Source organism: Peptoniphilus sp. oral taxon 836 str. F0141 (assembly GCF_000179335.1).
Classification (GTDB): domain Bacteria; phylum Bacillota; class Clostridia; order Tissierellales; family Peptoniphilaceae; genus Peptoniphilus_A; species Peptoniphilus_A lacrimalis.
Window position 1 is genome coordinate 1 of record NZ_AEAA01000002.1, and the last position, 1496, is coordinate 1496.

Sequence of the window (1496 nt, forward strand, 5' to 3'; positions counted from 1 at the left end):
GAAAGAATTATCTATGGCTTCCATCATCTCACCTTTGTCAAAATTTTCCATACTACTAACAGCCTCCTTGATTACCTTATCCGGTGTGGATGCCCCGGCGGTAATACCAATTTTATTAAATTTTTTTAATATATTTATATCAATATCTTTTATTGACTGAATTAAAAAAACATTTTTGCAACTTTCCTTAGCTACTTCTGCTAATTTTTTTGTATTTGAAGATTTTTTTCCTCCCAATACAATAACAGCATCTACAATTTTTGCAAGCTTTCTAATGCTATTTTGCCTATTAAAAGTTGCATCACATATAGTATTATAAACTAAAATTTCAGATTTTGAAATGTTTTTTATAAGATTTGTTAAATAATCAAAGACTTTTTCATTACTTGTAGATTGAGCAACCACTATTGTTTTACCTACAGGTACTTTCAAATCTTCTTCTTTATTAAATATTATAGCTTCGTTATTGCAATAAGAATTTATTCCCTTAACTTCAGGGTGATTTTCATCACCTACAATTATAATATTATAACCTTTTTTATAATATTTTTCCACTATATTATATATTTTCTTAACTTTTGGACAAACACAATCAATTATTTCATTATTATTATATCTTAATTTTTCTAAATCTTCTTTGGGTACACCATGGCTTCTAATAATTACCTTAGAATTATATACCTGTGTATTCTCAATTGTCTTAACTTTTTTTTCTTTTTAGATCATTTATTACGACTTCGTTATGGACTATATCTCCAAGACAGTAAACGCCTTCATCAGCTGCAGCAAAAGCAAGTTTACATGCTCTTTTTACACCGCCACAAAATCCAGCATAATCAGCTAGGTAAATTTCCAATTTCTTTATCACCATAAACCCTTCTCATAATATCTTTTGATATTAATTCATATTCTTCATTTTTTATTTTTCCTAGTGAAGATAAATCAACAGGTTTTCTATATATCAGTTTCATTTTCTTAAATGGAATATAATTGCCTTCAATATATAAAGGAAGAATTAAAGCCTTAGATTTGTGTGCTATCAAAGCAGTCCCCTGTTTAATGATATCTAAATTTTTTTTCTTTACTCTTGTACCCTCAGGAAAAATACCTAAAACTTGACCGTTTTTTATATGCCTAAGGCTAGTTTTAATTGCTTTAATATCTACTTCTTCTCTGGCAACGGGAAAAGCTCCGAGTTTTTTTAAAAATGCTCCGAATAATTTATTATTAAATAATTCTTTCTTTGCCATCCAATATATATGTCTTTTAAAAAATACAGAAACAAAAACTGGATCCAAATTGCTCTTGTGATTGCCTGCTACTATTAAATTATTTTCCTTGGGTATATTTTCTATTCCAACTATTTCAACTCTATAAAGTAGTTTAAATACAACATATAAAATAATTTTTAAAAACCTATACATATTTCACCTTATGTAAGATAATATTTTTTCTATGGATTCTTCCGCAGTTAAATTTGAGGAGTCTATTACAAT

At 27.5% G+C, this 1496-nt stretch carries 3 protein-coding genes; all 3 read right to left on the reverse strand.

Annotated elements, in window-relative coordinates; translation table 11 throughout:
* Window positions 1-696 (reverse strand): 4-hydroxy-3-methylbut-2-enyl diphosphate reductase (gene ispH / locus HMPREF9131_RS00015; RefSeq protein WP_369744390.1); only part of this gene is annotated, 696 nt, incomplete at its 3' end.
* Between the two features lie 4 nt (window positions 697-700).
* A complete protein-coding gene (locus HMPREF9131_RS08915; RefSeq protein ID WP_369744389.1) occupies window positions 701-871 on the reverse strand; it encodes a hypothetical protein in 171 nt (56 codons plus the stop codon).
* Entirely contained in the window at window positions 837-1424 is a 588-nt protein-coding gene (locus HMPREF9131_RS00020) for a 1-acyl-sn-glycerol-3-phosphate acyltransferase (RefSeq protein WP_004824039.1), read from the reverse strand. Before HMPREF9131_RS00020 ends, HMPREF9131_RS08915 begins: the two co-directional genes overlap by 35 nt.
* Window positions 1425-1496: the final 72 nt, after the last annotated feature.

Bases quoted from the DNA above. Each gene is read 5' to 3' on its own strand.
- HMPREF9131_RS00020 (WP_004824039.1), bottom strand. From the start codon at position 1,424: ATGTATAGGTTTTTAAAAATTATTTTATATGTTGTATTTAAACTACTT.
- HMPREF9131_RS08915 (WP_369744389.1), bottom strand. From the start codon at position 871: ATGGTGATAAAGAAATTGGAAATTTACCTAGCTGATTATGCTGGATTT.